Here is a 22,625-nt window from a genome sequence, read left to right on the forward strand (position 1 = left end):
ACGGCGAGAGGTCTGTCAGGCGAGTTTTATCATGATCATGCCGGCAAGCAGCAGTATGAGGCCGATCCAGCCCTTGTTATTTAAACGCTGACCGAAGAGTACCCAGCCTGCGGCTAGCGTGGCGGCGATACCAAAACCGCCCCATAGCGCGTAGGCCACCGACAGGTCGATCCCTTTTACCGCCTGGGACAGGGCGCTGAACGCCCCCAGAACCGCGGCAATCGACAGCAGGCCGTATATTTTACGGCGAAAACCATCGGAGAATTTCAGCAGGACGTTCGCCAGGATTTCCAGCACGATGGCAAGCCCCAGCCAGGCCGCATGAACCCACTCAAACTGTTGCATGGTTCTGCTCCTTCAGCTGTTTAGTCGGTTTACGGGTACCCGATTTAATCAGCACAATACCCGCCACCAGCGTCGTTAAGCCAGCGATCTTCATCGTTGTTAATGTTTCGTCAAATATCAGCACGCTGAACAGCGTAATCAACAAAATACCGATCCCTTCCCACAGGGCATACGCAACGCCCAGCGCAATTTTCTTCACCGCAAACGAGAGGAAAATATAGGAAAGTGAAATCATCACCAGCATTAAAATAAAACCGGTGTTGCCATCGCTGACGCTGGCCCATTTCATCGACAGCGTGCCGGTAATTTCAGCGATAATCGCCAGGGCTAATAAAATCCAGTAAAACATGATTTTCTCCTGCTTGAGAATATAATCCATCGTGGCCCGCTGCGAGCAGCAAACCAAAAAATACGAATTGAAATCAGATAGCTAAGCGCTTAGCGCCAGCTCAGGCAGAAGATATGACTATAGTGCGGTGCGCCAGTGTTGCTCACCAGAAAGCAGGAAGAAGGAGGTGGAAAATACAGCGGTGTTGTTTGAAGCGTACGTCCTGAACAGATTGTCCATAAAATTACAATTATCCGCGTTGTTGCTTCTCGTCTTTGCGGATGAAAATTGTCCTCGGTAGTTAAACACACCAGATTTGTACCATAAGCCAGGATTTTACTCAAAGTCTTTGCAATTCTTTACCCACCTCGTTTGATTTTGGTTAGTTTATTGCAGCGCCTTTCGCCTTTATTATAAATATAAAGAAAATTTCGGAGTCACCATGGCTAAACCCATCATTACCCTGAACGGGTTAAAAATTGTCATCATGCTGGGCATGCTGGTGATTATACTGACAGGCGTTCGCTTTGCCGCCGACATTATTGTGCCCTTTATTCTGGCGCTGTTTATTGCGGTGATCCTGAATCCGCTGGTACAGCGCATGACGCGCCTGCGCATTCCGCGCGTGCTGGCGATCACGCTGCTCATCAGCATCATTATTGTGGCGATGGTCTTGCTGGTGGCGTATCTGGGAACTTCGCTAAACGAGCTGGCGCGCACTCTGCCGAAATACCGCTCTTCGCTGGCGATACCGCTCCTGCAGCTTGAACCCTGGCTGCAGCGCGCGGGTATCGAAGTCTCGGTTGAGGAGCTTCTGAAATATATCGATCCGAATGCGGCCATGACGATCGTCACCAGCCTGCTGGCGCAGCTTTCCAATGCCATGACGTCTATTTTTCTGCTGTTTTTAACGGTGGTGTTCATGCTGCTCGAGGTGCCTCAGCTGCCGGCAAAGCTGCAGCAGATCATGGTCCGTCCGGCTGAAGGGATGGGGGCGATTCAGCGCGCCCTGGACAGCGTCTCCCGCTATCTGGTGCTAAAAACGGCCATTAGTCTGGTCACGGGCGGGGTCGTCTGGGTGATGCTTCTGGCGCTGGACGTTCGCTTTGCGTTCGTCTGGGGATTGCTGGCGTTTGCGCTTAACTATATTCCCAACATCGGTTCCGTGCTGGCGGCGATCCCCCCTATCCTTCAGGTGCTGGTTTTCAGCGGGCTTTATGACGCGCTGATTCTGCTGGCAGGCTATCTGGTCATCAATCTGGTGTTCGGTAACATTCTTGAGCCACGGATGATGGGCCGGGGGCTGGGACTCTCCACGCTGGTGGTCTTTTTGTCCCTGATATTCTGGGGCTGGCTGCTCGGCCCCGTAGGGATGCTGCTCTCCGTTCCGCTGACCATCATCGTCAAGATTGCCCTGGAACAGACGGCGGGCGGGCAAAGTATCGCCGTGCTGCTGAGCGATATGAGCCATCAATAGCGGTCAGTCCGCCATCGACAGGAGGGGCTTGCAGGTCCTTCCGCCTTCGCGCCAGGCACCGATCGCTCTCTGCCATTCCGCCAGTGGGTACACCGTAACATCGCTGTACTGGCTGGCGGGCAAGCGAAGCCAGATGCGATCGAACTCCGCGCGCCACGCCTCGGCGCTGAGCGCATCCAGACCGTTACGGATATGGAACCACGCCACCCGCGGCACGGGTCGTTGCTGTCTGAAGGGTTGACCACTCAGCAGCCCGTAGCAGACAAACATACCCTGCTCGGGCATCACGCTGAGGATAGCTTCTGCAAGCGGCCCGCCGGTGGCATCGTAGACGAGGTCGCTACGCGCGGCGACGGAGCCTATCCTCTGCGCGTCACGCTGCGCGACAGGAATTATACTCATCGCCTCCAGCCTTTGCGCATGAACGGCGGAGCGGTGAATTCCGTACACCGCTTCCGCCCCCGCCTGACGCGCCCACTGCCCCAGCAGGATGGCGCAGTCAGAACCGGCAGCCGTGAGCAGAACCCGCTTTCCCCGAGGCGGGTAGCGGGTGAGCATCATCTGCGCCGCCAGCGGATTGATATAGGCCCGCGCGGCCAGACGTGCGTCGATAGCGTCCGGAACAGGAATGGCATACTCTGCCGGGCAGTCAACATAGCGCTGCCAGGTGCCTTGTCCGCGCAGCGGCAGAACGCGTTTACCCAGCAGATAATCAAACGGCGCGGGTGCCTGGATGACAACGCCGACACCTTCATACCCCGCGACCGCGGGTAGCGGGGTTCGGTGGCGATAGGCCCCAGTGATGGGGATAAGATCGGACGCGTTTACCGGAGAAAACAGCATCCGCACGCGGAGATGACCCGGCGCAAGCGCGCCCGGAGGCGCGGTTTCAGGTTGCAGAACAGATTCTGGCTCGCCAAAGCGGCGATACCAGAGGGCCAGGTTTTCCATAACGATCTCACGGCTGATAGCGAAACGACTACTCGCGCCAGCCCATTGCCGGTGCGACATGCTTGAGAATGGACTCAATCACGTGCGCATTATAATCCACACCCAGCTGGTTCGGCACGGTCAGCAAGAGCGTATCAGCCTCGGCAATCGCTTCGTCCTTTTTCAACTGCTCAACAAGCTTGTCCGGCTCCGCCGCATAGCTGCGCCCGAAGATAGCGCGCGTTTTCTCATCCAGGTAACCCACGCTATCGCTGTCGTTGCGGCTGGCACCGAAGTACATCCGGTCGCGGTCGTCCATCAGCGCAAAAATGCTGCGGCTAACCGACACCCGCGGCTCGCGCGCGTGCCCCGCGTCTTTCCAGGCCTGACGGTACGCGCGGATCTGTTTTGCCTGCTGAATATGGAACGGCTCGCCGGTTTCATCGTCTTTCAGCGTTGAGCTTTGCAGGTTCATTCCCAGTTTTGCCGCCCACACGGCCGTCGCGTTTGAACCGGCACCCCACCAGATGCGCTCGCGCAGCCCTTCTGAATAAGGCTCCAGGCGCAGCAGCCCCGGCGGATTCGGAAACATCGGCTGCGGGTTCGGTTTGGCAAACCCTTCACCGCGCAGCACCTCAAGCAGCACCTCGGTATGACGGCGCGCCATATCCGACTCGTTTTCCCCTTCCTGCGGGACATAGCCGAAATGACGCCAGCCATCAATAACCTGCTCCGGAGAGCCCCGGCTGATGCCAAGCTGCAAACGCCCGCCGGAAATCAGATCCGCCGCGCCCGCATCCTCGGCCATGTACATCGGATTTTCATAGCGCATATCAATCACGCCCGTACCGATTTCGATGGTTTTCGTTTTTGCGCCAATGGCGGCCAGCAGAGGGAACGGCGAGCTAAGCTGTCGGGCGAAGTGGTGCACGCGGAAATACGCACCGTCTGCCCCCAGCTCTTCAGCCGCCACGGCTAAATCGATGGACTGCAGCAGCGTGTCGGCCGCCGAGCGCGTGCCGGACTGCGGCGAGGGCGTCCAGTGACCAAAAGATAAAAACCCGATCTTTTTCATAACCATATGTCCCGATAATACTTTGCGTACTACTTACTTTACGCATTACCTGCGGAGAATAAATGCCGTTTATTTAACGGAATGATTCAAATAAATTGATTGAATGGAGGGGTTCGTCATTACCATTCATAATGGGATATAATATTCCCCACTCTTTTTATGGCAGGTAAAACCGGCAATGGCTTTGATCCCCAAAAACTACGCGCGGCTGGAAAGCGGCTATCGCGAAAAAGCATTAAAAATCTATCCATGGGTGTGTGGACGCTGCTCGCGCGAGTTTGTCTATTCCAATCTGCGTGAACTCACGGTTCACCATATCGATCACGACCATACCAACAACCCGGAAGATGGCAGCAACTGGGAGCTGCTGTGCCTGTTTTGCCACGATCACGAGCATTCGAAATACACCGAAGCGGATCAGTACGGTACCACCGTGGTTGCCGGGGAAGACGCGCAAAAAGACGTGGGCGTCGCCACGTTTAATCCCTTTGCTGATTTAAAAGCGATGATGAATAAGAAGAAATAATTGCTCACCGCCCATACCTGCCGTATGGGCGGCTCAGGAAAAGGATATAAGCCATGGATACCCTCCGCTGCTACTGGGATACCTTTTATACCGCCTACGGTTTACTTTTCACGAGAATGATTAGCCTCATACTCCTGGTCTGGCTGTGCCATGATTTTCTGCGCCGCATAAGGAAAAACGCCGCGGACGCCACGGGCCCGATCGCAGAAGCCGATGCCCGGGAGCGTTATCAATGGCGTTTTCAGCTGTGGTCATTGCGAACGGTACAAATCCTCTGCCTGCTCTCTCTTTTCTGGATGTTTATTAAGGGACTCTTTGCCTGACCCTTTACTGGTTAAAATGTCCAGGTGATTGCGGCGGTTGCAGACCCCTCATTGCGCCGCATCACGATCGGGCTGTCATTCGCATGGTCGCCAAGCCAGGTATAGTCCGCGCTCAGAACAGTTCCCCAGTGAGCATCGAACTGATGGCTCCAGGTCAGACTGGTGTCGACGCCATAAAATCCACCCGACGCAGCATAGCGGCGATAGCCGGTGCGGCGGCTCTGCTGCTCGCTCACCCCATACCAAGTATTCAGATAACGGCTGTCACCAAACAGGGCCGCAGACTGAAAGGCGATCGTGTCCTGGCTATTTTGTACCGGGATCAGCGTCACGGAGGCCTGATAGCTTCCCCCCTGGCTGTCCGTTAACGGCAGCGTGGCTCTGCCCTCAACGCTCACCCAGGGCGCGGCCTGCCAGCCAACGGCAAGGCCGGTATTCAGGGTGGCGTCAATGTCCCCCATCCCTTTCAGGTTGTTTGCCCCCTCACGCCAGCCGGAGTTTTTATCTGCCCTTCCGAAGTCATAGCCCAGCGACTGTTCAAAATACCAACCGCTGTCGTTTTGCAGGTCATATCCCACTCCTTTTTGCGCATCAATAAAGAAAGCGCCTTTGCGTCCCTGCAGCACAGGAACCACCTGCCACACCTGCTTGTCTGAGCCTGAGTAACGCGGGGCATACTGTCCCCCCAGCCCGACGGTTAAGGAGTCGGACGCGGTGTCATCATCCGCCTGCGCGCCGGGTGCCGCGACCATCAGAAGCGGGACGGACATATACAGGACTTTTTTTATCGCTATCATACTGCTCTCCATACAGACGCTGGCATCTCCTGAGAAAGGAACAGCCACACAATGTTGGTGCAGTATGATTTGCCAGAATCAATGAATCGTCGGGATAGTGTTAAGAAACGGTCAAGGTGAACGGATGTTGTCCAGAAGAGTGCTGATTATTGAAGATGACGCCGACGCGGCTGGCGTGCTCGAGGCCTATTTACGGCGTGAAAATTACGACGTGGCCATTACCGGAGACGGTCTTTCCGGGCTGGATATGGCGCAGCGGTGGAAACCCGACCTCATCCTGCTGGATGTGATGCTGCCGGGGCTCAACGGCACCGAGGTGCTGGCGGGCCTGCGCCGTAAAAGCGACGTGCCGGTAATCATGGTTACGGCCATGGGGGATACCCCCGATCGCATTGGCGCCCTGCGCTACGGCGCCGATGATTACGTTGTTAAACCTTATCATCCGGGCGAAGTGGTGGCGCGGGTGCAGGCGGTGCTGCGGCGCAGCAGTAAAAAAGAGACAGAGGAAAAGATACTTCGCTGGCAAACGCTGGCGGTGGATGTCGCCGCCATTGTGGCGAGCGTGGATAACGGCGACGGCGCGCCTGTGATGCTCGATCTTACGCCAACGGAATTCTCTCTGCTGGCAACGCTGCTGCGCTCGCCTGCGCACCCGTTTTCACGCCAGTATCTACTGGAGCACTGCCTGCCGGAAAGCGAGGCGCTGGAGCGCGTAGTCGACACCCATATTTATAACCTGCGTAAAAAACTGGAGGCCGTCGGTATTTCCGGCGTGCTGATCAACGTTCGCGGCGTGGGTTACAGGTTCAGACAGCCATGATAAAACGCCGGCACTCCTCTCTGTGGCGCTGGATTTGCGCGCGCATCTTAGCGCTGGCCATCGGCAGCGTGATTGTCATTGCGACCTGCATGTGGCTGCGCTATGCGGTCCAGAACTACTGGATCATGGGCCGGATGCCGGCGGCGGTCCGACACGAATTTCTTACCCTCAGCCAGAACCCGCAGGCCAACCCGGCCCGCTTCCACACGATTGTGGACACCTGGTGGGGCCTGAGCTACTCCACGCCGTCCATCGCGTCGGCGGACTGGGTCACGGTGGCGCTGCTGGTGCTGGTGATGATCCCGTTTATTGTGGTGATGGGGCTAAAACACGCCCGGCCGCTGGCGCTGCAGTTCAGCCGTCTTCGCGACGCGGCAAAGGATGTCGCCGAAGGTCAATTTGGCCGTCAGGCAGAGCTCATCAAAGATGCACCGGCGGAAATGGTCAGCTTCGCGGCGGACTTTAACTCCATGACGGGGCAACTGGCCCGCTATGAGAAAGAGCTCCGCGCCTCACACGTGGCGATGGCGCACGAGCTGCGCTCGCCTCTGACGGCCGCCATCGGGCGTCTGCAGGGCATGTTAGACGGCGTGTTTGATGCCAGCCCCGCGCAGCTGGAAATGGTGATGAAGCAGCTCCAGCACCTCAACCGCCTCACCGATGAGCTCCACCTTCTCTCTCTGGCCGACGCGGGTAACCTGGTGCTGGAGGACCAGCCGTTCTATCTGGATGAGCTGATTCAGGAGCGGGCAGCCTGGATCGTGCCCCAGGCCGATGCGCATCAATTCAGCATAACGCTGCGTAACCCGCGCACCTGCCCTTTCCGGGGCGATGCGTTCCGCATGGGACAGGTCGTTACCATCCTTATGGAAAATGCGCTTCGTTACGGACGCGAAGGCGGCCACCTTGAGGTGACGCTGCACTACACCCGCGGGCATTACACCCTCGAATTTACCGATGACGGACCGGGCGTCTCGCCCCAGTTCTTGCCGGAAATGTTTAAACGCTTTAGCCGCGAAGAGCAGTCCCGCGCGCGGCATTCCGGCGGCAGCGGCCTCGGTTTGTCCATCGCCCGGGCGATTTGTCAGGCGCATGGGGGAGAAATTAGCGCGTCATTACCGGAAACAGGCGGCCTTGCGGTGCGCATTGTATTGCCCTGGCATCCGTTCGATAATAAAAATCTCCACTCTTGATAAAGCCTTGACACAACATCGAATCTTTCTCGACGTAGCGCGCATTAAATAACGCCATTACCTTTATGGAGCGGCGTTATGTCAGACGAATTTATACTCTCTCTCCGCCACTGCCTGCATCATTTGTACGGCGTGGCGCGCACCCTTTCCTGGCTGCATTTTCTTCCCCTGGCGCTGCTTGCGCTGGCGATTTTTCCGCTGACGGGCTGCGGTGATAAACACGAAAACAAGCCTGACCCAGTGCGTACGGTGCGCTACGTCGTCGTTGGCACCGCTCAATCCCTTCCCGCGCTGGAAAGAACCGGTGAGATCCATGCCCACGATGAAACGACGCTGAGCTTTCGCACCGGGGGCCGGATACTGACGCGTAGCGTCGATATTGGTGACAGTGTCACAGCCGGGCAGCTGCTGGCCACGCTTGAAAATACGACCGGGCAAAACCAGCTCGACAGCGCCGCGGCCGACTATGAAGGCGCCAAAGCCTCTGCGCAGGTCGCCGCGCTCAACGTGAGTCGGATGCAAAAGCTCATGCCAACAGGCGCCATAGCCCGCACGCAGCTCGACAGCGCCCGGGCGGACTGGCTTGTCGCCAGCGCGCGCTTAAAAAGCAGCGAGGCCGCATGGCGTAACGCGCGGGAAAGCCTGGGCTGGACGCGCCTGATCGCCCCGCAAGCGGGCACGATCACGGCCGTGAGCGCCTCTGCGGGACAGGTTGTCAGCGACGGCCAGTCCGTGCTGACGCTGGCGACCGGTGAAGCCCGCGACGTGGCGTTTGATATTGCTACGCCCGATGCGATCCCTCCTCTGGATAAGGCGGATCTACGGGTTTCCCTCCTCAGCGACCCATCGGTACAGGCGGCTGCCGCGCTGCGGGATATCACCCCGCAGGCCGATCCTCAGACCCGCACGTGGCGCGTCAGAGCTACCCTGAAAAATCCGCCGGAGGCCATGGCGCTGGGCGCCAGCGTCACCGTGACGTTACCCTCCGCCGCCCCGCACGGGTACGCCCTTCCCGCGTCGGCGCTAACCCGTGCCGGCGACAAACCGGCGGTTTTTGTGATTACCCCGCAGGCGCGGGCGCAGCTGCGCGTGGTGGTGCCCGCCAGCTATACGGCCACCTCCGTTATGATTGCCTCCGGCCTTAAGCCCGGCGACAGGGTCATTACGGCTGGCGTGAGCACATTACGCTCCGGCGAGCCGGTGGTGCCCGGGGAGGTTCAGCCATGAGCGCAGGCGCGGAAGCGAAATTTAACCTCTCCGCCTGGGCGCTGAAGAACCAGCAGATGGTCAGCTTTTTCATGCTGCTGGTGATCGCGGTGGGCGTGTTCTGCTATGAAAAGCTGCCGCGTAACGAAGATCCGGCATTCACCATTAAAACGGCCGTCGTCTCCGCGCAGTGGCCGGGAGCATCCGTGGCGGACACCACCCGCCTGCTGACCGATGCCCTTGAAAAAAAGCTGCAGGAAACGCCCTGGCTGGATTACCTCGAAAGTGAAACCCGGGCCGGACGCACCGTTATCCACGTCAACCTCCGTGACGATACGCCCCCGCAGGACGTGCCGGACATCTGGTATCAGATCCGCAAAAAAATGCAGGACATCGCCACATCCCTCCCTGAAGGGGTGCAGGGCCCTGCCGTGGACGACGAGTTTGACGACACGTTCGGCACAATCTATGCCTTTATTCCCGAGGGCTTCACCCTGCGGGAGGTGCGGGATCGCGCAGAGACAATACGTCGAGAGCTTATGTCCCTGCCGGATATGGGCAAAACCACCCTGCTGGGCGAACAGCAGGAGCAGTGGGTCCTCGCCTTTTCTCCGGCGCGTCTGGCCGGGATGGGGCTCGATATTCAGGAGGTTGCCGACGCCCTCCGGGCACAAAACGCGGTTGTCCCGGCAGGGGTTATGCGTACCGGGCAGGAGAACATCGCGATAAAGGTCAGCGGGGCGCTCACCACCGAGGAGAGCCTGCGCTCCGTCACGCTGCACGTTAACAATCGCTATATTCCGCTGACCGACATTGCCACCGTCACGCGGGAAATCGCCGAGCCACCGGCCCCCGCTTACCGGGTGAACGGCAAACCGGCGATCGGGCTGGCGGTGTCGATGGCGCCCACGGGCAACATGCTGCGTTTCGGCGCGGCGCTTAACGCAAAAATGGCGGCGCTCAGCGCCGGGCTGCCGCACGGTATAGAGATGGTGAAAGTCGCCGATCAGTCCGCGGTGGTCAGTGACGCGGTAAGCGGTTTTATCCGGGTGCTTATCGAAGCCGTTATTATCGTCCTGGCGGTTTCATTTGTCTCACTGGGTTTACGGGCAGGGCTGGTGGTGGCAACGGCCATCCCGCTGGTGCTCGCCATGACGTTTGTCGGCATGATGCTCGCCGGCATCGGCCTTCAGCGCATCTCGCTCGGGGCGTTGATCATTGCGCTGGGCCTGCTGGTGGATGACGCCATGATCGCCGTCGAAACGATGGTCTCCCGGCTGGAAGCGGGTGATTCCCGTCGGCATGCGGCCACCCATGCATTCAAAACGACGGCCTTCCCGATGCTCACCGGTACCCTGGTGATGATTGCCGGCTTTATTCCCGTCGGTTTTGCGGCCTCCAGCGCCGGTGAATACTGCTTCTCCCTGTTTGCGGTGGTGCTCATCGCCCTGCTCTGCTCCTGGGCCGTCGCGATCCTGTTTTCGCCGCTGACGGGCACGTGGCTGCTGCCGGAAAAAATCAGGCATCGCGCATCGGGCCCCGGCAGGATCGCGCACGGTTACGGACGGCTTTTGCGCCTGGCACTGCGTCACCGGCTCGCCACGGTACTGTTTGCGCTTGCCGCGCTGGGGCTGTCCGTGTACGGCACAACGTTTATGCAGGGCGAGTTTTTCCCCGCCTCCGACCGGCCTGAACTGCTGGTCAGCGTGACGCTTCCGGCCAACGCCTCGCAGCCGGAAACGCTCAGACAGGTGGAAAGGCTGGAAAAGGCGCTGGTCGGCAACGGCAACATCGATCGCTACTCGACCTACGTCGGGTCGGGCGCCATCCGTTTTTACCTGCCGATGGACGTGCTGCTGGAAAATGAAAATATTGCCCAGCTGGTTGTGGTGGCGAAGGATCTCGCGGCGCGGGATCGCCTGCATGCGCAGCTGAACACTATCCTGGCGACGCAATTTAGCGACATCATCACGCGCGTGTCTCCCCTTGAGCTGGGGCCTCCCGTCGGCTGGCCAATCAAATACCGGGTGAGCGGGCCGGATTATCTGCAGGTCCGGGCGCTCGCGAACCGCCTCACGGACGCGATTGGCCGGTCGCCGTTCTCCCGCGACGTTAACCAGACGGCCGGAGAGCCGGAGAGGGTCATTACCCTTGAGGTGAATCAGACGGCGGCCAGGGCGGCGGGCATATCGTCTGAGAGTCTGGCCCGCACGCTGAATACCGTCTGGTCCGGCAGCGTTGTCACCTCGGTCAGGGATAACGACCGCCTCGTTGACGTGGTGCTCCGGGCCGCGGACAGCGCGCGTCACAGCACCGCCACCCTCTCCTCGCTCACGATTCAGGGGAATGACGGTAAAAAAATTCCGCTCAGCGCCGTCGCAACGCCGGTCTGGGGCGTGGACGATCCGGTGATCTGGCGTCGCCAGCGCGTGCCCTTTATCACGGTGCAAACCGACCTCGCCCCGGGGCTGAGGGCTGAAGCGGTATCCGCGGCGCTGCGTCCGGCGGTTGACAAGCTGCGCGCGGGCCTGCCGGCCGGTTACAGCATTGAGGAAGGCGGCGCGGTTGCCGAATCGGATAAGGGGAATAGCTCCGTCTTTAGCGTTCTTCCAGTGACGCTGGTCATCATGCTGTTGCTGCTGATGCTTCAGCTGCGGCAATACTCCCGGATGCTGCTGGCGCTCCTGATGGCTCCGTTTGGTTTACCGGGGATCGTGCTGGCTATGCTGCCTGGTGGAACGCCAATGGGATTTGTCGCGCTGCTGGGCGTCATCGCCCTTGCGGGGATGATCGTGCGTAACGCGGTGATATTGATTAGCGAGGTTGACAGCAATCTTGCTCAGGGGATGGCCAACGATGCCGCGATTATGGCGGCCGCGGAGCACCGGGCCAGACCCATCTGTTTGACCGCCTGTGCCGCCATTCTGGGGATGATCCCTATCTCTCACCAGGTCTTCTGGGGCCCAATGGCCTATGCCATTATTGGAGGACTGCTGGCTGCGACGCTGGTGACGCTGACCGTATTACCCGCGTCGTTTAGCCTGCTGCTGCAGTGGGGGACTCAGCGCAAAGCCTCAGCAGACGGGCCGGGCTGAGCCCCCATCGCTTCCCGGCAGATTATGCGGCGGTCAGCGAAAAACGGTCTTTCAGGACATGGCGGATCTCCTCCTCCGCCAGCCGCTGCGTTTCAGTGCCGTTCTCCGTGATGGTTTTCAGCACATCGCCCAGTAAAATCTGGCGTCCTTCCGGGCGATGCTGCACCACCACCAGCTTCTGCACAAAAATAGCGTCAGGATGCGTGGAGTTAAGGTAGTTGGCCGGGACGAAATCAATCCACTCCTGGGGGGTGAGATCGAAGCCGTACTGCCGGGCCCACTCTCCCTCAACCTTCGCCTGAAGCAGATACTCGCCCTCAGCGCTACGGCTCAGTCGAAACGTGTCGAAATCCTGGGTGATATCCACATCAAGCGCGTCCAGCGCCATCGGGGCGCGGATGCCGTAGCTGCCGAAGCCGAGATCGCAAAGCCACTGTCGACCCTCCACGTCCGCGATGAGCGCCATATGGGTTTTCGGCCGCCGCGCCGGGTAGAACATCGGGCGCGCCGCCACGAAACGGTAAGGAATACCTAACGCCGCCAGCGCCATGGCAAAAAGCCCGTTCACCTCATAGCAGTAGCCGCCGCGCCCCCGCGTTAACACCTTATCGGCAATGTCGTCCGGCACCAGCGAGACAACTTTGCCCGCCTGCACGTCCAGATTCTCAAAGGGAACGGAAAAGAGCTGATGACGCATCAGCGCATGCAGGGTAGCCGTGTCGGCAGCCGCTGGCCCGGTGTAGTTTATGCGTTTGAAATACGTGGAAATGTTGAAATTATCGCTGTGCATAATGCCTCCTTGTCCTGAACATGCCGGACACTATAGATGGCACGCATCATTGGCTGTATAGTCAGTTTTATTGAAAATTAGCCTGAACAGATACCCATGTCTGCCTCGTCACCATCGTCCCCACGCTATCGCCGGATTGCCGAGATGCTGCGCCTCACGCTGACGTCCGGCGCGCTGCGCGCCGGCGACCGCATGATCTCCGCGCGTAAACTGGCCGAGCGCGAGCGCGTTAGCCTTCCGACGGCGCTGGAGGCCCTTCGCTGCCTTGAGGCTGAAGGGCTGATCGTTGCGCGGCCGCGTTCAGGCTATTACATCCGCCAGACCAGCCTCCCTCCGCGCGCGGAGCCCGCGCGTTCCACGCCGGGCCCGGTGCCCGTCACGATGTCCGGCGTGGCCCGCTCGCTGTTCAGCAGTGCAGAAGCCCGCCTGGTCCCGCTGGGCGCCGCCCTGCCCGATCCCGCATGGCTACCGGGAGACGCGCTGCAGCGGGCGTTGCACTCTGCGGGACGTCGCCTGGACGCGCACGGGCAGAGCTATAGCCTGCCTCCGGGGCGGGGAGATTTGCGCAGTAAAATTGCCGCGCGTGCCGCGCAGTGGGGAGCCCCGTTCGGCGCGGACGATCTGATTATCACCGCGGGCGCGACGCAGGCGCTGCGCCTGGCCCTTCGGGCCGTATGTCAGCCAGGCGATGTCGTGGCAATTGAACAGCCAGCCTACTTTGGTACGCTCCTGCTGCTGGAGGATTTAGGCCTGAAGGCCTTAGCGATCCCCACCGATCCCGTGGAAGGCCTGCTGCTGGAACCGCTGGCGGACGCCATTCGCTGCCATCGTCCCGCTGCCGTTCTGGCCTCGCCCACCGTGCAAAACCCGTTGGGTGCCAGCATGCCCGTCGCACGCAAGCAGGAACTGGTTGCCCTGCTTGAAGAAGCAGAAATTCCTTTGATTGAGGACGATGTTTACGGCGACCTGGTCGGTGAAGGGCAGCGTCCTCCGGCCTGTAAGGCGTTCGATCGCAGCGGGAACGTGATTTACTGCAGTTCGCTGTCTAAAACGCTTGCGCCGGGCTGGCGAATCGGCTGGATTGTCGCCGGGCGCTACCACGCGCAGGTCTTACAGGCCCGCATGGCCGGAGACTGGGCAGGTACGCCGTTGCTGGAAGCCGCAGCGTGCGAGATGCTGGCAAGCGGCGACTACGATCGTCACCTGCGGCGGCTAAAGCGGCGGATCGCAGAGGGAATACGCGCCGTCGTGGCGCGGGTCGAGGCCAGTTTCCCACCCGGTACGCGCGTTAACGTACCCGCAGCCGGTTTTCTGCTGTGGGTGGAGCTCCCTCAGCAGGTCAACGCGCTGGAGGTACATCGCCGCGCGCTGGCGCTGGGAATTGGCGTCAGCCCTGGCCCCCTGTTTTCTCCTGGCGCAGAGTTAACGCATTTTCTGCGGCTAAACTGCGCAAACGAACCCACGCCCCGCCTGCTGAACGCCGTGGAGCAGATTGGCGAGTTGTGTCACACCCTGGCTGTTTTCACACAAGACTTTCCAGCCACTCGGTAAAGACCCGCACCTTGCGGGAGAGATGGCGGTGTGGGTAGAGCAGTGACAGCTTGCGGTCCGGGGAGCGATAGTCCGGCAGGACTTCAACCAGCAGGCCGCGGTCAAGGTAAGGCTGGAGAAAGAGGTTCATCCCCTGCATTAACCCCAGCCCGGCCAGGCCTGCCGCGATGTAGGCCTCGGAGTTATCCACGACTAGCTTACCGGGCAGCGCAATTTCAGCAATGCCTTCTGGCGTGCTAAACGTCCACGGATGAATTTGTCTGCTGCTGTTATTAATCCAGTTGATGGCCTGATGCTTTCGCAAATCATCCAGCGTTTCTGGCGTACCGTGTTGTGCCAGCCAGGCCGGGCTGGCACAGGTCGTAATTTTAATGTTTCCGATTTTACGCGCGATATAGTCGCCGTCGTCCAGCTCTCCCACCCGCAGCACGCAGTCCAGACCATCCCGGAGCATATCCCGACGGCGGTCCGAGCTGCTCAGAATGATGTCAATCTCAGGGTGCTGGCGATAAAAATCAGGCAGGTTGGGTATTACCCGCAGCGCCGCAAAAGAGATGGGCATATCCACCCGCAGCTGGCCGTGTATTGCCCGGTCAGCGCCAAACGACTCCAGTAATTCATCCGCCTGCGCCAGCAGGGGTTTACTCCGGCGGTAAAACGCTTCCCCATCCGGGGTCAGGCTAATCCGACGCGTCGTGCGTTGCAGTAGCCGCGTGCCGCTGTGCTGCTCCAGAAGCTGTAGCGCTTTGGTGACGGCCGGACGATGGACCTGCAAATTCTCCGCCGCCTGGGTAAGGCTCCCGGATTCGACAATCTCAATAAAAATTCTAATGGATTCAAAGAGGTTTATTTGCATAAGGGATACGTTTGCCGCGAGCAGGATAAGATTATTGTTATTAATTTTATAACAGTGATGAATATTTTTGGCTATTTTTCCTAACAATCTTGCGCCTTACACTCTCCTCCATTCAAACGTAAGGGAGAGTCTGCTATGAAAAATAACCGTATCTGTCAGATCCTGGGTATCGAAAAACCTGTTATTCAGGGACCGCTGTCCTGGCTCACTGACGCCCGCTTAGTCGCTGCGGTCAGCAATGCCGGCGGGCTTGGCGTGCTGGGACCCAACGCAGGCTTAACCGCCGACACTGCGGTCTCCACGCCGGAAGAGACCGCCGAAAAAATGCGGGAAGAAATTCGTAAAACCAAGCGGCTGACCGAAAAGCCCTTTGGCGTGAACCTGATCCCCACGGCCGTGAATGACGTCTGGACAGGCCCTATCCTTCAGGTGGTGAAAGAGGAAGGCGTCAGGGCCGTGGTGTATACGGGCTATGGGGAAGGCAGCATTATTCCGGCGCTGTTCAGCGAGCTAAAAGAGGCGGGCATCGCCATTATCTACCGCGACATCAACCCCACGCCGGAAAACACCCGCCTCGCGGAAGACGTGGGCGCAGACATTATCGTCGCCACCGGTTTTGACGAGGGCGGAACGTTACCCGCCACGGCGCTTGGCACCTTTTCCATCGTGCCGCTGATTGTCGATGCCGTGAAGCACATTCCGGTGATGGCGGCGGGCGGCATAACCGATAATCGCACCGCCAGAGCGGCGCACGCCTTAGGCGCTGAAGGCGTGTTTGCCGGTTCGGTCTTTATCAGTACGGAAGAAAGCCGCGTGCCGCAGAGCGTCAAAGAGAAAATTGTTGCCGCCAACGGTCTCGATTTGCTGCTTTTCCGCACCGTGCCCCATTACTACCGCTCTCTTCCCGGCAGGCTGGCGGAAAAACTGGCGGCGATGGATAAAGCTGGCGCAAGCAACGAAGCGTTGGGCAAGGCGATGGGAGGATTACGGGGCCTGCGCCTGGGCATGCTGGAAGATAACACCGATGAGGGCTATATCGCGCTCGGCACGGGGATTGGGAATATTCACAGCGTGAAAAGCGTGGCTGAGGTGGTTAATGCGTTAACGGTTGAGTAAGCCCTTAACCCTGATGCTCCGGACGCTGCCCGCGGGCGGCGTCCGCAAACCGTCTGCGGTTGTTTTTCACACATTGAGGATTAAACGTTCTTTAACGACAGCGTCAGGATTGGCTCTTTTTACCGCTGCCAGAAAAGCCGTGAAGTTATGATTCCAGAGGGTAAGATTGTTATAAAACTGCACCTGCTTTTCATTAGCACCGTCACGGTAAATAACAATCCAGACCCGTCTGCTATTTATCTCGGTATTCCCCGGCCCGACCTTAATGATATTAGCCAGCGCAATTTTACGGGTGGCGTTGTTTTTAACTTCATATAAAAACTGGTCATCATAAAACCAGGTTTTACCTGCATTCCCGCCAAATATCGAGGGGTTGGCAGATATCTTTTTCATCCCGTTGCGGTCTGTAATGATGCGTTTTGCCTGGCGAATGCGCCTGACAAAAAATCCTGACAGGATGAAAAGCGCAACCAGGGGCAGCGCGACTGATATCATTTTTAGACTCTCGTGCATATCCCTGCCCCACCATCTATTATTCTCAACGCGTGAGTATAACGCGCCGATCGTTGATGACAACAACCCTCACGGTCAGGGAATAATCCGCGCGGCTCTCAGCTGCGCGAACAGGCTGAAGAACATCTCATCGGTCGCCTGCATTCGCGTGAAGCCCGACCGCCGGAGCTTGCTCCCGTCACCGAACATGTCGTAGTTCCAGCTAAAGACGAAATCGGCAAAATGCCCGTCGCTCAGCTGCAGAATATCCGCTTCCACCAGCCGCTCCCCGGCAAGCTCGCGCCATACGCCGCGATAGTCCGTAAACAGCTGATGAAATGACAGCCTCACCGGCGGCGCAGTGTCCAGCTCAAACCAGCGTGCGATGCGCGGCCACAGCTCGCTCCAGCGCCAGATATCGCCATTATTCACGTTGAACGCCTGATTCTGTGCCGCGGGTGACGCGGCGGCCCACAGCGTGGCTTCGGCCAGCAGCCCGGCTTCAGTATGATCGACGATGCTGTGCCAGGCCTGTTCCGAACCGGGAAAACGCAGCGGTAATCCCTGAGCCTTACACAGCGAGGCGTACAGGGCGATGCTCAGCGCAAGGTTCATGGTATTGCCCGGCACCGGGCTTCCCACCACGCCCGGCCTGATGGCGTTCCAGTGCCAGCGTTTCCCCCGCTGAAACTGGCTGAGCCACGTGAGCTGCGCGGCGTTAAATTCGGCCCCCGGTACGCGGGGATCGCTTTCCCGCGCCGGGGTTTTAAACGGCCCCAGATGCGCACCATAGACTTTGTACCCCTGCATCAGGCTTACCGTCTGCAAAGGTGCCGTTTTTTCAATCGTGCTGACCAGATTACGCAGCATCGTGACGTTTGGCTCAACCATCTCTTCCCAGCTCGCCGCGTTCGCCCAGGCGCTGTAAAAGAGATGGGTGATGCCGTTCAGGGAGCGCAGCGCCCGGGCGCTGCCCTGCGCGTCCAGTAAATCGACGTTCACCATCGGAATGCCGTCCGGATGGGTTACCGCGCGGCGGCTGAGGCCGATAACCTCCCACTGATGATGCAGGAGCGTGTTGACAAGCTGTCTGCCGACAATGCCGCTGGCCCCCGCGACCAGAGCGACGTTGTGTTGCTGCCTTTTATCCATGGTATTTCTCCAGAATGGGTGACAGACGCAGTGTCATATATTATTTTTTTAGCGGATATCCCTTTCATCAGATGGCACTTATCAGAAAAATCATTAAATGAACAATAAGCTCAACGCCATTTCCACGTTTCTCTGCGTTGCCGAAGCGGGCTCATTTTCTGCTGCCGCCCGTCAGAGCGGGATGAAACAGTCCGCCGTTAGCCAGCAGATCGCTGCCCTTGAGCAGGAGCTCGGCGTGGTGCTACTGCATCGTACAACGCGCACAATGAAGCTGACCGAGCAGGGAGAACGTTACCGCCGCGACATGCAGCTGCTGCTGGACGCCATGCGGGAAGCGGAAAGGCGGCTGAATCCCGTTGACCATAAATTTCAGGGAAGCGTGCATATCCAGTTGCCGAGCGGCCTGGGCCAGATCGTCTTGCCCCATTTACTGGCGCTGCAACGCCTGCATCCAGAACTGCATCTGATGGTTTCCCTTGATGACCGCATTGCCGACCTGGTGACGGAAGGTGTGGATGTGGCGATACGGCTGAGCAGCGAGCCCCCGCAGGCGCATGCGGCTCGCGTGCTGGCGCGTATTGAAACCGCGCTGTTCTCCGCCCCCGGCTTTCAGACGGTGCACGACGTCAGCGAGCTCGCAACGCTGCCGCACGTCCGATTTAGCGGCATCCCGCCGGATGTTCCGCTGAAGCTGATATCAGATGAGGAAACCCTCGACGTGAAGGTGAATACCGTTTTCCGGGCCAATACCAGCGACGCGCTGCTGCAGGCGCTGGAGGCAGGCATCGGGATCGGCGGCATGCAGCGACCTCTTGCGGCCCGCGCGCTGCAGGCCGGCACGCTGGTGCCGGTATTGCCCGGCTGGCGGTTACCCGATCGCGTACTCTATGCCGTCTATCCTGACGCGCGCTTTATTCCGCACCGCGTCCGAAGCGTCGTGGGCGTGATTGAGCAATTACTGCCTGAAATCATAAAGAAAAGCTGAACGCTGCTGCCCAAATCGCGTGCATTTTTTAACCGCAAGGAATAGAGTGTTTTCACCGTTTTCTTCTCTGCCTGAGGCACGTATGCCGGATTACCGTTTTTTCCAAAAAGGCCCGAACCTTGTTGCGATCGAGAGCGCAAACACCGACGCGGCCGCTCAGCTCATCGCTCAGGGGTTTGAAAAACAGTTTGAGGAGATCGGCGCCGCGGATGAAAAAGAGGCGCTTACCCGCCTTGCGGATATCCGTAAAAATAACGACATCGACCGCCATAACTTTCTGGCCGGTGCGGGCCAAATGCCGTGGATCGGCGTGCTGACCGCCGCGGCAACCTGGCTGACGCAAAAGAAATAACGCCACGATTACCTCGCCACCGGCAAATCGGCGTATCGCGTCGTATAGGCCGGTGACAGCATCTCACGCTTCATCGCCCAGGACTTCTCAATACCCTGCCCGGCAAACCATATCTTCCCTTTACCGGAATGATTTACGCTGTCGATTATCTCCATCAGCGCCGCGCTGTTGGCGCGCAGACGATTATCGTCAAACAAATTAAGCTGGGCGACGCCGCTGCTGAAAAAGTCTGCCAGCATCACCCCGGCTTTCATATAGCGATACCCGTCGAGCCATATCCGCCCCAGCGCCTCCGTGGCGGCACGGATGATATCCCGCGAGTCATTGGTAGGCGTCATCAGGGTGACGGAGGCCTGATTGCCGTAATAAATTTCGTTGTCCGCATGCGGGCTGGTGCGCACAAACACGCTGATAAAACGGCAATATTGATGCTCGCCGCGCAGTTTTTCTGCTGCCCGCTCCGCGTAGGCGCAAATCGCCTGATGCATATCTTCGTATTGCGTAATACGGTGTCCAAACGAACGGCTGCAGATAATTTGCTGCTTCGTGGGGGTGAACTCTTCCAGGTCAAGGCAGGGCTCGCCGCGAAGCTCGCGCGCCGTGCGTTCCAGCACCACGTTAAAATGTTTGCGAATGACCCATGAGGACGCATCCGCCAGATCCAGCGCCGTGGTAATCCCCATCGCGTTAAGCTTTTTCGTGATACGCCGCCCTACGCCCCACACCTCCTCTACCGCAACGTTTGCCAGCAGCTTACGCTGCCGCTCGCGACCCGACAGATCGACCACGCCGCCGGTGCCGGCCCATCGCTTCGCCGCATAGTTAGCCAGCTTGGCCAGCGTTTTTGTCGGGGCAATGCCGACGCCAACGGTTAAGCCCGTATTTTTAAAGACCTGCGTGCGCATCTGGTGACCAAACGCTTCCAGCGACATGCAGTGACTGACCCCCGACACGTTCACGAACGCCTCGTCAATCGAGTAAATCTCTATTGCCGGGGCGAGATCGGTCAGCGTCTGCATCACCCGACTGCTGAGATCGGCATACAGCGCATAGTTCGAGCTAAAGACGTAAACCCGCGACGGATAGCCCTTCTCTTTGAACTTAAAATAAGGCTCACCCATTTTTATGCCGAACTGCTTTGCCTCCCGCGACAGTGAAATAATGCACCCGTCGTTATTGGAAACCACCACGATGGGCTTCCCCTCCAGATCGGGGCGGAACACCTTCTCGCAGGAGGCATAGAAGCTGTTTACATCAACCAGCGCGAACATGTTTATGCGTTTTGAGGGTGTGGGTGACGACACCGAAGATTTGCAGCTCCTCTTCGGACTGAAAGGTAATCGGCTGATAGCGGGCATTATGTGGCAGAAGTCTCAGCACCGGACGGGTCTGCAGCTCTTTCACCGTAAACTCACCGGCGACCGACGCGACGACGATATCCCCATGTTCGGCATTTAACGAACGGTCAACCACCAGCAGATCGCCGTCGCCGATCCCCGCCCCAATCATTGAATCTCCACTCACCTTGATAAAATAGGTCGCACTGGGGTGCCTCACTGCCAGTCGGTTAAGATCGAGACGATCTTCCACATAATCCTGCGCCGGGCTGGGGAAACCACAGGCAACACGCTCTAAAAATAAAGGTAATTCAATGCATTGGTTTGGATGATAAGAAAAGAGAGTGTCCATAATGCCTTTCTCGCCAGATACTGTATATAAATACAGTATTACGGATTATGGCCAGGGATCAAGGTCATTTCCGGAAGCAAACCCAAACGCGTTGAAGTTTGAGCGGATTTAATTTAGCTGCATCCTCTGTCCGGAACTCGCCTCATGGTTCTTCCTGGTTAGCGTGAGTAGCCCTCCTGACACAAGTCATTTTAAAGTCATTAACCAATGACTTATTTATCACTTACAAAGAATGAATCCACAAAAATTGAATCACTACAAACTCACTTAATATTGACTTTAAAGTCAGATAGAAGCATATTTTAGAGCACGAATTAACGAGACTTACTGGAGACCGTTTTCTATGCCAGCCCGTGATTATCCAGACAAGCGCGTTGCACGCGGTGTGGCAAAGGAGGCCGATCTCAGAATGTTGAGCGCCCGCATCGATCCCGAGCTGATGGAGTACATCAGAATCACCGCCTTTGAGACGCGTAAGAGCAAGCAAGAGATTGTGGCGGAAGCGTTAGCGCTTCACAGACAGAAAAGTCAGACAGGACCATAAGCACGCAAAGCCCTTCGGGCCTTGCGTCTGTCACGATCAGTGCATCATTGAATTCAGCGTTTCCAGGGCCTCAGGCGGTAACCGCAGCTCGCCCGCCGCAAGGTTTTGCCGCAGATGCGCCACGGAAGAGGTCCCCGGGATCAGCAGGATATTCGGGGAGCGTTGCAGCAGCCATGCCAGCGCAACCTGCATTGCCGTTGCGCCCAGCGAGTCGGCGACAGCCTGAAGCCCGGAAGACTGCAGCGGCGTAAAGCCTCCCAGCGGGAAGAATGGCACATAGGCAATCCCCTGCTGCGCCAGCAGATCCACCAGCGCGTCGTCGCCCCGGTTCACAATGTTGTACATGTTCTGCACGCACACCACCGGCACCATCTTCTGCGCCTCCGCGACCTGGGTGGCCGTGACGTTGCTCAGGCCAATATGCCGCACCAGCCCCTGCTGCTGTAGTTCTGCCAGGGTGGAAAGCGGTTCAGCAATCGACCCTTCCGCCGGCCCGTGCGCGCTAAACATGATCCGCAGATTCACCACGTCCAGCGCGTCAAGCTGCAGATTACTCAGGTTGTCATGCACCGCCTGAGTCAGTTCCTGCGCGGAGAATGCCGGCAGCCAGGCGCCTTTGTCGTCGCGACGGGCACCAATCTTGGTGACGATCGTCAGATCGTCCCGGTAAGGATGAAGCGCCTCGCGGATCAATTGGTTAGTCACGTGAGGGCCATAAAAATCACTGGTATCAATGTGGTTCACCCCCGCCGCCACGGCTTCGCGTAACACCTCCAGCGCGGCCTGCTTATCCTTCGGAGGCCCGAAGACGCCCGGCCCGGCGAGCTGCATCGCGCCATAGCCCAGTCGTTTAACCGTCCGCGTCCCGAGCGCGTACGTCCCGCTTTTATCAATGCTGCTCATGCTGACCTTCCTCATAAAAATGATCCGGATTTACAACAGGTTCCTTCAAGGACCCCTTAGTTAAGCGCAAGTTAATTAAA

General features: G+C 58.4%; 25 protein-coding genes. 12 read left to right on the forward strand and 13 right to left on the reverse strand.

The annotated features are described in order from the left end of the window. Positions 1-15 precede the first annotated feature (15 nt). From mdtI to ABR39_RS26420, 3 genes are all read right to left on the reverse strand, one after another. The gene (mdtI, locus tag ABR39_RS22000) at positions 16-345 is read right to left on the reverse strand and encodes a multidrug/spermidine efflux SMR transporter subunit MdtI (protein ID WP_047348730.1); all 330 of its coding nucleotides are present in this window, start codon (positions 343-345) and stop codon (positions 16-18) included. After that, positions 332-694, reverse strand: coding sequence for a multidrug/spermidine efflux SMR transporter subunit MdtJ (gene mdtJ / locus ABR39_RS22005; RefSeq protein WP_047349066.1), 363 nt, complete (start codon positions 692-694; stop codon positions 332-334). Before mdtJ ends, mdtI begins: the two co-directional genes overlap by 14 nt. 117 nt (positions 695-811) lie before the next feature. Further along, on the reverse strand, positions 812-982 hold the full coding sequence (locus ABR39_RS26420) for a hypothetical protein (RefSeq protein WP_429052949.1): 171 nt from the start codon (positions 980-982) through the stop codon (positions 812-814). Between the two features lie 133 nt (positions 983-1,115). On the opposite strand from ABR39_RS26420, the gene ABR39_RS22010 reads away from it, so the two are divergent. Continuing rightward, positions 1,116-2,150, forward strand: a complete 1,035-nt coding sequence (locus ABR39_RS22010) for an AI-2E family transporter (protein WP_047348731.1) — start codon at positions 1,116-1,118, stop codon at positions 2,148-2,150. Between the two features lie 3 nt (positions 2,151-2,153). Here ABR39_RS22010 and ABR39_RS22015 read toward each other — a convergent pair whose 3' ends face one another. Both ABR39_RS22015 and ABR39_RS22020 read right to left on the reverse strand, forming a co-directional pair. Then, positions 2,154-3,101 carry a zinc-dependent alcohol dehydrogenase family protein gene (locus ABR39_RS22015; protein WP_047348732.1) on the reverse strand — a complete coding sequence of 316 codons (948 nt, stop codon included), beginning with the start codon at positions 3,099-3,101 and terminating at the stop codon, positions 2,154-2,156. A gap of 28 nt (positions 3,102-3,129) precedes the next feature. After that, positions 3,130-4,155, reverse strand: a complete 1,026-nt coding sequence (locus tag ABR39_RS22020) for an LLM class flavin-dependent oxidoreductase (RefSeq protein ID WP_047349067.1) — start codon at positions 4,153-4,155, stop codon at positions 3,130-3,132. A 178-nt stretch (positions 4,156-4,333) separates the two neighbouring features. On the opposite strand from ABR39_RS22020, the gene yajD reads away from it, so the two are divergent. Further along, positions 4,334-4,681 (forward strand): HNH nuclease YajD, encoded by a 348-nt coding sequence (yajD, locus tag ABR39_RS22025; RefSeq protein ID WP_006808895.1) that lies wholly within the window; start codon positions 4,334-4,336, stop codon positions 4,679-4,681. A gap of 53 nt (positions 4,682-4,734) precedes the next feature. Next, the gene (locus tag ABR39_RS22030; protein ID WP_047348733.1) at positions 4,735-5,004 is read left to right on the forward strand and encodes a hypothetical protein; all 270 of its coding nucleotides are present in this window, start codon (positions 4,735-4,737) and stop codon (positions 5,002-5,004) included. Positions 5,005-5,015: 11 nt separating this feature from the next. Here ABR39_RS22030 and ABR39_RS22035 read toward each other — a convergent pair whose 3' ends face one another. Further along, positions 5,016-5,801: a MipA/OmpV family protein gene (locus ABR39_RS22035; protein WP_047348734.1), complete on the reverse strand. Its 786-nt coding sequence runs from the start codon at positions 5,799-5,801 to the stop codon at positions 5,016-5,018. Between the two features lie 124 nt (positions 5,802-5,925). Here ABR39_RS22035 and ABR39_RS22040 point away from each other — a divergent pair, with 124 nt between their 5' ends. The 4 genes from ABR39_RS22040 (at position 5,926) to ABR39_RS22055 (ending at position 12,115) form a co-directional block, all read left to right on the forward strand. Beyond that, positions 5,926-6,621 (forward strand): response regulator, encoded by a 696-nt coding sequence (locus ABR39_RS22040; protein WP_047348735.1) that lies wholly within the window; start codon positions 5,926-5,928, stop codon positions 6,619-6,621. After that, a complete protein-coding gene (locus tag ABR39_RS22045; protein ID WP_047348736.1) occupies positions 6,618-7,814 on the forward strand; it encodes a sensor histidine kinase in 1,197 nt (398 codons plus the stop codon). Before ABR39_RS22040 ends, ABR39_RS22045 begins: the two co-directional genes overlap by 4 nt. Positions 7,815-7,892: 78 nt before the next feature. Then, entirely contained in the window at positions 7,893-9,041 is a 1,149-nt protein-coding gene (locus tag ABR39_RS22050; protein ID WP_047348737.1) for an efflux RND transporter periplasmic adaptor subunit, read from the forward strand. Then, positions 9,038-12,115 carry an efflux RND transporter permease subunit gene (locus ABR39_RS22055; RefSeq protein ID WP_047348738.1) on the forward strand — a complete coding sequence of 1,026 codons (3,078 nt, stop codon included), beginning with the start codon at positions 9,038-9,040 and terminating at the stop codon, positions 12,113-12,115. The genes ABR39_RS22050 and ABR39_RS22055 overlap by 4 nt, the downstream gene beginning before the upstream one ends. Before the next feature lie 22 nt (positions 12,116-12,137). On the opposite strand, the gene ABR39_RS22060 is transcribed toward ABR39_RS22055, so the two are convergent. Further along, positions 12,138-12,905: an arylamine N-acetyltransferase family protein gene (locus ABR39_RS22060; RefSeq protein ID WP_047348739.1), complete on the reverse strand. Its 768-nt coding sequence runs from the start codon at positions 12,903-12,905 to the stop codon at positions 12,138-12,140. A 96-nt stretch (positions 12,906-13,001) separates the two neighbouring features. Between ABR39_RS22060 and ABR39_RS22065 the strand changes: the two genes are divergently transcribed. Further along, positions 13,002-14,456: a PLP-dependent aminotransferase family protein gene (locus tag ABR39_RS22065; protein ID WP_047348740.1), complete on the forward strand. Its 1,455-nt coding sequence runs from the start codon at positions 13,002-13,004 to the stop codon at positions 14,454-14,456. Here ABR39_RS22065 and ABR39_RS22070 read toward each other — a convergent pair. After that, positions 14,428-15,312, reverse strand: coding sequence for a LysR family transcriptional regulator (locus tag ABR39_RS22070; protein ID WP_047349068.1), 885 nt, complete (start codon positions 15,310-15,312; stop codon positions 14,428-14,430). The genes ABR39_RS22065 and ABR39_RS22070 overlap by 29 nt on opposite strands. 135 nt (positions 15,313-15,447) lie before the next feature. Between ABR39_RS22070 and ABR39_RS22075 the strand changes: the two genes are divergently transcribed. After that, entirely contained in the window at positions 15,448-16,428 is a 981-nt protein-coding gene (locus ABR39_RS22075; RefSeq protein ID WP_047348741.1) for an NAD(P)H-dependent flavin oxidoreductase, read from the forward strand. Positions 16,429-16,494: 66 nt separating this feature from the next. Here the strand turns inward: ABR39_RS22075 and ABR39_RS22080 are convergent, their stop codons facing one another. Both ABR39_RS22080 and ABR39_RS22085 read right to left on the reverse strand, forming a co-directional pair. After that, a complete protein-coding gene (locus ABR39_RS22080; RefSeq protein ID WP_047348742.1) occupies positions 16,495-16,941 on the reverse strand; it encodes a hypothetical protein in 447 nt (148 codons plus the stop codon). A gap of 75 nt (positions 16,942-17,016) precedes the next feature. Next, positions 17,017-18,072, reverse strand: a complete 1,056-nt coding sequence (locus tag ABR39_RS22085) for an SDR family oxidoreductase (RefSeq protein WP_047348743.1) — start codon at positions 18,070-18,072, stop codon at positions 17,017-17,019. Positions 18,073-18,169: 97 nt separating this feature from the next. Here ABR39_RS22085 and ABR39_RS22090 point away from each other — a divergent pair, with 97 nt between their 5' ends. Both ABR39_RS22090 and ABR39_RS22095 read left to right on the forward strand, forming a co-directional pair. After that, positions 18,170-19,057: a LysR family transcriptional regulator gene (locus tag ABR39_RS22090; RefSeq protein ID WP_047348744.1), complete on the forward strand. Its 888-nt coding sequence runs from the start codon at positions 18,170-18,172 to the stop codon at positions 19,055-19,057. 46 nt (positions 19,058-19,103) lie between these two features. After that, positions 19,104-19,409: a hypothetical protein gene (locus ABR39_RS22095; RefSeq protein WP_430748980.1), complete on the forward strand. Its 306-nt coding sequence runs from the start codon at positions 19,104-19,106 to the stop codon at positions 19,407-19,409. Between the two features lie 8 nt (positions 19,410-19,417). Here ABR39_RS22095 and umuC read toward each other — a convergent pair whose 3' ends face one another. Next, positions 19,418-20,680: a translesion error-prone DNA polymerase V subunit UmuC gene (gene umuC, locus ABR39_RS22100; RefSeq protein ID WP_047348745.1), complete on the reverse strand. Its 1,263-nt coding sequence runs from the start codon at positions 20,678-20,680 to the stop codon at positions 19,418-19,420. Beyond that, complete coding sequence (umuD, locus tag ABR39_RS22105; protein ID WP_047348746.1) at positions 20,664-21,098, reverse strand: translesion error-prone DNA polymerase V autoproteolytic subunit; 435 nt, start codon at positions 21,096-21,098, stop codon at positions 20,664-20,666. Before umuD ends, umuC begins: the two co-directional genes overlap by 17 nt. A gap of 343 nt (positions 21,099-21,441) precedes the next feature. Here umuD and ABR39_RS22110 point away from each other — a divergent pair, with 343 nt between their 5' ends. Continuing rightward, positions 21,442-21,642 carry a hypothetical protein gene (locus ABR39_RS22110; protein WP_047348747.1) on the forward strand — a complete coding sequence of 67 codons (201 nt, stop codon included), beginning with the start codon at positions 21,442-21,444 and terminating at the stop codon, positions 21,640-21,642. A gap of 36 nt (positions 21,643-21,678) precedes the next feature. Here the strand turns inward: ABR39_RS22110 and ABR39_RS22115 are convergent, their stop codons facing one another. Continuing rightward, entirely contained in the window at positions 21,679-22,545 is an 867-nt protein-coding gene (locus tag ABR39_RS22115) for an aldo/keto reductase family oxidoreductase (protein WP_047348748.1), read from the reverse strand. Positions 22,546-22,625: the final 80 nt, after the last annotated feature.

It is taken from the genome of Enterobacter genomosp. O (assembly GCF_001022965.1).
Taxonomy (GTDB): Bacteria; Pseudomonadota; Gammaproteobacteria; order Enterobacterales; family Enterobacteriaceae; genus Enterobacter; species Enterobacter cloacae_L.

What these genes read in the sequence shown, in the direction of transcription:
- ABR39_RS22050 (WP_047348737.1), top strand. Translation starts at nt 7,893, where the DNA reads ATGTCAGACGAATTTATACTCTCTCTCCGCCACTGCCTGCATCATTTG.
- ABR39_RS22010 (WP_047348731.1), top strand. Translation starts at nt 1,116, where the DNA reads ATGGCTAAACCCATCATTACCCTGAACGGGTTAAAAATTGTCATCATG.
- ABR39_RS22045 (WP_047348736.1), top strand. Translation starts at nt 6,618, where the DNA reads ATGATAAAACGCCGGCACTCCTCTCTGTGGCGCTGGATTTGCGCGCGC.
- ABR39_RS22055 (WP_047348738.1), top strand. Translation starts at nt 9,038, where the DNA reads ATGAGCGCAGGCGCGGAAGCGAAATTTAACCTCTCCGCCTGGGCGCTG.
- umuD (WP_047348746.1), bottom strand. Translation starts at nt 21,098, where the DNA reads ATGGACACTCTCTTTTCTTATCATCCAAACCAATGCATTGAATTACCT.
- ABR39_RS22015 (WP_047348732.1), bottom strand. Translation starts at nt 3,101, where the DNA reads ATGGAAAACCTGGCCCTCTGGTATCGCCGCTTTGGCGAGCCAGAATCT.
- mdtJ (WP_047349066.1), bottom strand. Translation starts at nt 694, where the DNA reads ATGTTTTACTGGATTTTATTAGCCCTGGCGATTATCGCTGAAATTACC.
- yajD (WP_006808895.1), top strand. Translation starts at nt 4,334, where the DNA reads ATGGCTTTGATCCCCAAAAACTACGCGCGGCTGGAAAGCGGCTATCGC.
- ABR39_RS22115 (WP_047348748.1), bottom strand. Translation starts at nt 22,545, where the DNA reads ATGAGCAGCATTGATAAAAGCGGGACGTACGCGCTCGGGACGCGGACG.
- ABR39_RS22075 (WP_047348741.1), top strand. Translation starts at nt 15,448, where the DNA reads ATGAAAAATAACCGTATCTGTCAGATCCTGGGTATCGAAAAACCTGTT.
- ABR39_RS22040 (WP_047348735.1), top strand. Translation starts at nt 5,926, where the DNA reads ATGTTGTCCAGAAGAGTGCTGATTATTGAAGATGACGCCGACGCGGCT.
- ABR39_RS22070 (WP_047349068.1), bottom strand. Translation starts at nt 15,312, where the DNA reads ATGCAAATAAACCTCTTTGAATCCATTAGAATTTTTATTGAGATTGTC.
- ABR39_RS22080 (WP_047348742.1), bottom strand. Translation starts at nt 16,941, where the DNA reads ATGCACGAGAGTCTAAAAATGATATCAGTCGCGCTGCCCCTGGTTGCG.
- ABR39_RS22110 (WP_047348747.1), top strand. Translation starts at nt 21,442, where the DNA reads ATGCCAGCCCGTGATTATCCAGACAAGCGCGTTGCACGCGGTGTGGCA.
- ABR39_RS22090 (WP_047348744.1), top strand. Translation starts at nt 18,170, where the DNA reads ATGAACAATAAGCTCAACGCCATTTCCACGTTTCTCTGCGTTGCCGAA.
- umuC (WP_047348745.1), bottom strand. Translation starts at nt 20,680, where the DNA reads ATGTTCGCGCTGGTTGATGTAAACAGCTTCTATGCCTCCTGCGAGAAG.
- mdtI (WP_047348730.1), bottom strand. Translation starts at nt 345, where the DNA reads ATGCAACAGTTTGAGTGGGTTCATGCGGCCTGGCTGGGGCTTGCCATC.
- ABR39_RS22030 (WP_047348733.1), top strand. Translation starts at nt 4,735, where the DNA reads ATGGATACCCTCCGCTGCTACTGGGATACCTTTTATACCGCCTACGGT.
- ABR39_RS22085 (WP_047348743.1), bottom strand. Translation starts at nt 18,072, where the DNA reads ATGGATAAAAGGCAGCAACACAACGTCGCTCTGGTCGCGGGGGCCAGC.
- ABR39_RS22020 (WP_047349067.1), bottom strand. Translation starts at nt 4,155, where the DNA reads ATGAAAAAGATCGGGTTTTTATCTTTTGGTCACTGGACGCCCTCGCCG.
- ABR39_RS22060 (WP_047348739.1), bottom strand. Translation starts at nt 12,905, where the DNA reads ATGCACAGCGATAATTTCAACATTTCCACGTATTTCAAACGCATAAAC.
- ABR39_RS22035 (WP_047348734.1), bottom strand. Translation starts at nt 5,801, where the DNA reads ATGATAGCGATAAAAAAAGTCCTGTATATGTCCGTCCCGCTTCTGATG.
- ABR39_RS22065 (WP_047348740.1), top strand. Translation starts at nt 13,002, where the DNA reads ATGTCTGCCTCGTCACCATCGTCCCCACGCTATCGCCGGATTGCCGAG.